At 45.2% G+C, this 5,811-nt stretch carries 7 protein-coding genes; 3 read left to right on the top strand and 4 right to left on the bottom strand.

Going from position 1 to position 5,811, the window contains the following annotated elements; translation table 11 throughout:
* Positions 1 to 31 precede the first annotated feature (31 nt).
* From VN429_RS10415 to VN429_RS10400, 4 genes are all read right to left on the bottom strand, one after another.
* Positions 32 to 343: a hypothetical protein gene (locus tag VN429_RS10415; protein WP_325633003.1), complete on the bottom strand. Its 312-nt coding sequence runs from the start codon at positions 341 to 343 to the stop codon at positions 32 to 34.
* A 94-nt stretch (positions 344 to 437) separates the two neighbouring features.
* Positions 438 to 827 (bottom strand): hypothetical protein, encoded by a 390-nt coding sequence (locus tag VN429_RS10410; RefSeq protein ID WP_325633001.1) that lies wholly within the window; start codon positions 825 to 827, stop codon positions 438 to 440.
* A 114-nt stretch (positions 828 to 941) separates the two neighbouring features.
* Entirely contained in the window at positions 942 to 3,341 is a 2,400-nt protein-coding gene (locus tag VN429_RS10405) for a hypothetical protein (protein ID WP_325632999.1), read from the bottom strand.
* 98 nt (positions 3,342 to 3,439) lie between these two features.
* A complete protein-coding gene (locus VN429_RS10400; RefSeq protein ID WP_325632997.1) occupies positions 3,440 to 3,814 on the bottom strand; it encodes a PDDEXK family nuclease in 375 nt (124 codons plus the stop codon).
* 578 nt (positions 3,815 to 4,392) lie between these two features.
* Here VN429_RS10400 and VN429_RS10395 point away from each other — a divergent pair.
* Genes VN429_RS10395 through VN429_RS10385 form a run of 3 tightly spaced genes read left to right on the top strand, consistent with a single transcriptional unit; the run spans position 4,393 to position 5,722 of the window.
* Positions 4,393 to 4,902, top strand: a complete 510-nt coding sequence (locus VN429_RS10395) for a hypothetical protein (RefSeq protein ID WP_325632995.1) — start codon at positions 4,393 to 4,395, stop codon at positions 4,900 to 4,902.
* Between the two features lie 32 nt (positions 4,903 to 4,934).
* Complete coding sequence (locus tag VN429_RS10390; RefSeq protein ID WP_325632993.1) at positions 4,935 to 5,486, top strand: hypothetical protein; 552 nt, start codon at positions 4,935 to 4,937, stop codon at positions 5,484 to 5,486.
* The gene (locus tag VN429_RS10385; protein WP_325632991.1) at positions 5,483 to 5,722 is read left to right on the top strand and encodes a hypothetical protein; all 240 of its coding nucleotides are present in this window, start codon (positions 5,483 to 5,485) and stop codon (positions 5,720 to 5,722) included. Before VN429_RS10390 ends, VN429_RS10385 begins: the two co-directional genes overlap by 4 nt.
* Positions 5,723 to 5,811: the final 89 nt, after the last annotated feature.

Raw genomic sequence — 5,811 nt, 5'->3', positions numbered from 1 at the left:
GACCCTAACAACAACTTAAAAAAAGATTTATTTACCGGACTAAACTAACAGGACCTTTCCGGTTTCTCCCTTCCATCACTGCCCTCACCCGTGAGACCGGAACTGCATAACTCATCTCATTGATCTCTAAATACAACCCCCGGCCACTCGTAGACAGCCGAACTCTCCCCCAGGACAACTCTTCATCACCGAGACCGGCCAGAATACAACCTAAAACCCTCCCCGGGATCTCAAACCTTCCCACCTCATCAACAAACACTACAAGATTTTCATTCTCTTTGATAATCCGTCCACAAAGCTCAAACCCGGACTCTCCTTTTTCATTCACAATGAACTGACTCATAATACCCATCACATGACATTTTTGTTCAAAATAATAAATTGACACCGTACAGTAAATTTATTTAATCAGGCCCTGGAATCAGAATTCAAACCGCTTACGGAGGACCTGGACTGGAAGAAAAGGGGTCATCATCATCGTGTTTCGCCTTCTTGAAGCACTGATCACAAACATGAACCCTGGACTTTGGATCTGACCAGACAGCAGGCTGAAGATTACAGACCTGACACTTCCCACTGGGAACTGTTCGTTTCACAAGATTCGTTGTATCTATCACACCCGGAAGAGCAATGATGGATGCAACCTCACGCGAAACAGCACGACTATAGCATGAACGGCACAACATCCGCTGAATAGCCGGTGAACTCCCATGAGATATCCGCTCCTGATACTTTGTCGGACGTTTCCCGCAGACACTACACCTGCGACGATCAGAATGACCAGAAATCTTCACAAAATTGTGTGACTTCACATCTGCAAATGACATCACAGCATCCGGGGAAGATGAATCATCATGAGGAAGATCAGATGACTCGGTCTTGGAATCAGGATCATGACCATCAGAATCATCTGAACCATGCTCTTCCTCATCATCACAGAGTCAGACACTTCCACCCTTCTCCCAGGCCTTGTACAGAGCAGCGTCCCAGAGATACACACGTGATCGTCTCATTGTCGAACAGCCTTCATCACCACTCGTCACCGTCCGGTCAAGAAACGAGACAGCCGGACACTTATCAAGCAGACCAGAGTACGTCTTGCCATACGAATGATACCCGTGAAGAAGTTTTCCAACCGATGAATTTGTAAGACCTGAAGCATGCTGCAGATCTCCAATCGTCACCTCTGACTGATTCATCGAAGATAAAATACCAATGAGCTTACTCTCACGTTTCGTCAGTTTGTTGGCCTGGGCCCCGGTCTCACCATTCAGCATTGCAAACAGCCGTGCTGCCTCGACAAAATCAGTTCTATCAGCAATCACACATGTCACAGAGCCGATAGTTTTTGTTTCACGCTGACGCTGGTTGAGTGCTGCATTCGTCCTCACCAGATCAAGAAGCATGTCAGGATTCCGTCGGTTCTCTGCAGACTGAAACCTAATCTTTGTTGCATACGGAATCACAACCCAGACCGGCGAGAGAGACTCCCAGATCTGCCTGCACACAAGTACCTCCTCAGGTTCAGGACCGCTCGCATCAGGAAGATTCTCAGCTCCTGTAAGGGTCCGGTCAAGCACCCTCTTATCCTGCTCATCAGAATCATCAATCCAGCAGGTAAGCATCCGGTTGAAAACCTGATCATCACCGGGACCTTCTACCTTTGCAATCCACCAGACACATCGTTCAGGAATCATATAGGTCTCAGCCTTTCGATCCTTGTTCACTGTCCGGTATGGAAACGGTTTCTGAAACGAAGTCGTAACCCCTTTCAAAATCTCCTGCATCTGATCTGAAAGACTCACATCATCAAGAGTAATGACACTGCCTGCAGAGAGATCCTCCATGTAAAAGAGTGCCTTATCACTCAGCCTGCCTTCAAGTCTGAACTTCTTTGGAACAAGACTCTTCATCGTCTCGATAGCATGAGACTTCCCTTTCCCTGACTCACCGGTGATAGAGACATGAAGCCCTTTACTGTTGATAACCGACCGGGACGCAAGCGAATGAATAAGACATTCGGCAACAGTCTGATCACCTTCATGCACTGATGCAAATGTCTCAAGCATGAATAAGAGGGGATCAGAAGACTCTAGAATGCCGGTGCTCATGGAAACGATCTTCTCATCAATCTCATTCTGCTTATCTTTAGAAAAATCAGAAGCAGATTCGACAGGACCTGCAGCTTCATACAGAGCCTTTGCCTGTGCAATCTCATACTCAGTCGCAGGAAGCCGACCTTCAGCCTCCATCTTTGCCCTGATTCGCTCTGAACGTCTCCTCGCAAGTCTTGTCTCAACATCCAATTTGGGAGGTTCAAACATGGCTCGAAGTTCAGACCATCGCTGCTTTCCACTTCCACAAGATGTATGATGACAACCTGCAAAGATCGCACCGTTCTCAAACTGAATAGCATATGCTCCATCTGTATGAGCTGAAGAGAACGGACAGGCATCTAGTACAAAGATCCGGCCACCTTTGTACGGTTTTTCTGTACAGGTGAGTTGATGCTCTAAAAGCCAGGAGCCAAGATCGATCCTCGCATCAGATTTTAGATCATTCGATGCTACATTACTGCAAGATGGAAGTTCAGACTTCTCTGAAGAGAGCAATTGTTGAATTTGTTCTTCACCAACAAGATGATCAGATGAATCTGGCTCTAAAGGACCGCTGAGGAGTTTTGATCTCCGGTGTGGCCGTTCAGGAAGATTATCACCTTTTCGAGAGAGTGTTCCATACACCTTCCAGATTCGTGAAGCATTGAAGTTCGCTGTGTCCACTGTGGAACGTGAATCAGAAAACCGCCGGTCAAGAAACTCAAGCACTGATTTGACCAGGGTTTTACTCTCATCATTGTTAGCGAGATCGATACGGTACAAAAGATGAGCACCATTACCTGAATCAGCAATAATTGGCTTAGGCCATCCGGACTCGGTAAGGAATTCTGCTATCGTATCAGCTCTGCAAAGAGCATCGGCATGTTCACTCTCTGAAGAAGAGACACCTGACGGCCTACAGGGATCGATATCAATCGGAAGCCAACGACGCCTGATGATATCAGCATCACCAGTACTTGCATCTTTTTTACCAAGCCTGAACTTGATCCGGTTTGCTCGACGGGCTAAAAGAGCTGGATCAACATCATTCAGAGTGACATAAATCCCTGAAACCTTACTATCTGCATCGTACCTGAGAATGTCTGTAGCTGCTTTCTCCAGATCTGAAAAGTACCCGCTACAGATCCCATCATCCCGGATGATCCTGATCTCAAAAGTCCCTTCATGCTGAGAAAGGAGATTCAGAGAAGAGAGTATCTCCTTCACCTGAACCTCTTCAGGCATAACCACCTCGGCAGATTCTAAAAATCCCTTTTATAAGAGCAGTTCTGCAGGAGAAGTTTCCCAGATGATACCTGGATTGAACATCAGATCGGAGTGAATTATGATCTGACATCCTTATAATCTCCAATTTTATACTCTCCAACTAGTACCGCCCCACCTGCATGAATCTGGTACGCTTTATAGGCAGAATCCTCAAAAACCCAGAGTTGAATCAAACCGGGAATTGTATTACTGCGAAAGAATTCAGAGAGTTCGACAATCTCTCTGCGAAAACACTTTCGTGTAAGATCACGCCTGATGGATTTCACCTTGATGAATATAAGTTCATCAAATTTCCATGCAATCAGATTAAACGGGATAGAACCGGGACGTCGCTCTGTTATCCTGACAACATAATAGTCCTGTCTTTTAAGATACTCCCTGACTGCATACTCGGCGATTCTGCCATTCTGATAATCAGATGATGGGTTCATCTACCCTTCTCCCTGGAGCTCTGATCTCCAGACGTGAACAATGAAAAACCCAACCCGATTTATCAGTTTTCCTCTTATCCTACCAGACAGGACAGATATTCTTAACAGACCTGCCGATGATAGATGATCACTCCCCAAGTTACCAAGCCTGCAAGCAACAATAACTCTAGGGGAGTACACGTCTATCATATCACAATTCCTGGTGTCATGATGATACCTCATTTACTCTTGTTCAAATGCGTTCGTTTCTAATTGATGCCAGAATTCTGGCACGAACACATAGTCTTTCTGAGACATTCGTAAAGGTTTTGGTATAACCTCGACAAGTTGACGAAATATATATGTACATATAAAGTTAATCGCTTTACGATTTTTTACCTAAAGCCGATATTTGCGCATGCATGCACAATATCCAAAAATCTCCTGTCAGCAGCGAAATGCCAGAGCAGGTGATCTTGTATGACCTCCAATCTCTGATCTGAATACATATTTGAGCCTGTTTCACCCCCCACCCAGAATAATTTATATACTCGTGACCTACCCCATAGTGTCGCAGAAAAAGCGACAGGGTGAAAAAGATGGGGGATTTCACACAAAAAAGCGTTGTAAAGTCTGCAACCAGAAAATTAACTGCACCGATCTCGGACTATGCTTCCTTTAGCGCACTCATCCAGGATGTGCTTGAAAACAATCCATGGGGATGCACAGCGTACGAGTCGGCCGGAGTTACCAAACCTGCAGTAGAAAAGTCAAAAGAGACGTATGCTGCTGCGGTAACCTATGAAAACTCTGAGGCAAAACAGATTGGAAAGATTCCAGTCCGTGGACCTTCAATGGCAGCAGTAAACACTGCAGTAACTCAGATCACAGGTAATGCTGCAATCACTACCGCAATGGGTTCTGGTGTTTCAGCATCACGTGACAGTTCTGAAGATACCTTCAGTTGCACACTCAAATGTCATGCAAGCAATGGAGAACTCTATTCGGTGACGTTCAAACGTGATAGTGTCAACCTCTCCAGTTATGAGGCTGATGCAATCCGAACCGGACTTGAAACCTGGGCAGATACTGTTGCCATTCTGGCATGATCGGTAATTCTTTTTCATTTCCGGGGGGGAACATGAAAGGGAGTTACATCATAGCAGGATTAATATTCCTGCTTATTGCCGGGCTAGCTGGAGCAGAATATCATGCAACTACCATCTCGTCTGATGGATCAGTGATGCTTTCATCTGCCGGTTCAGATGAGAACGGATCAATGGCATCAAGAGTGATGGCCCTTGATTCTGCAAAAGTGAGCAGAACCAGTGAAAATGGCAGGGAAATTAATGAAGATCTCTCTGTTTCTGGTACCGGACCGGTGCTCTTCACTGAATTCGCCTCAGGTGCTGTGAAAAATTCGGATATACGATCCAGATGTGCATTCCTGGACGAAACAGATGGTAAGATTCTCGCTGAAGCATCCAGTGTAATATCCGGAATACTGCAACATGGAGAGTTTGATTCATCACGAACAGTCGGACAATCATTCTCTGATATGATGGCAACGAACGGATCAGGTATGGTTTTCATCGGTTCACAGATGAACGGAAACAGGAGTATGATAAGTCAGGGGTTTGTCTCCGGAAACATGACAATCAGGGATCTTTTAAAAAACGGGGGGAAAATATGATCCTTGAACTGATATCCGGAGCTGCCATAAGTGCATGTGGGATTAACCTGATTGCATTATACCTGCTCTACCGGCAGTATATCTCTCTGTTAGAAGAATCTATAGAATTTGCAGGGATTGTTCTCACTTCGCTTGAAGAACAGGAGGATGGATCAATACAGACTGATCCCCTCTCACTCGCTGCTTTCTCAATGGATCATATGAGCAGACTCTCTGTTCTGACCGGAAGGATCTAATTTCGGTCTTTTTTTAGAATTACACTTTACCAATCACATTTTAAAGAATTATTTGCTGTTCTGTAGCCAATCATCCATATTTTTTTCAT

The organism is Methanospirillum sp. (assembly GCF_035560735.1).
In the GTDB taxonomy this organism is placed as follows: Archaea; Halobacteriota; Methanomicrobia; order Methanomicrobiales; family Methanospirillaceae; genus Methanospirillum.
This window is presented reverse-complemented; position numbering and strand designations above follow the sequence as displayed.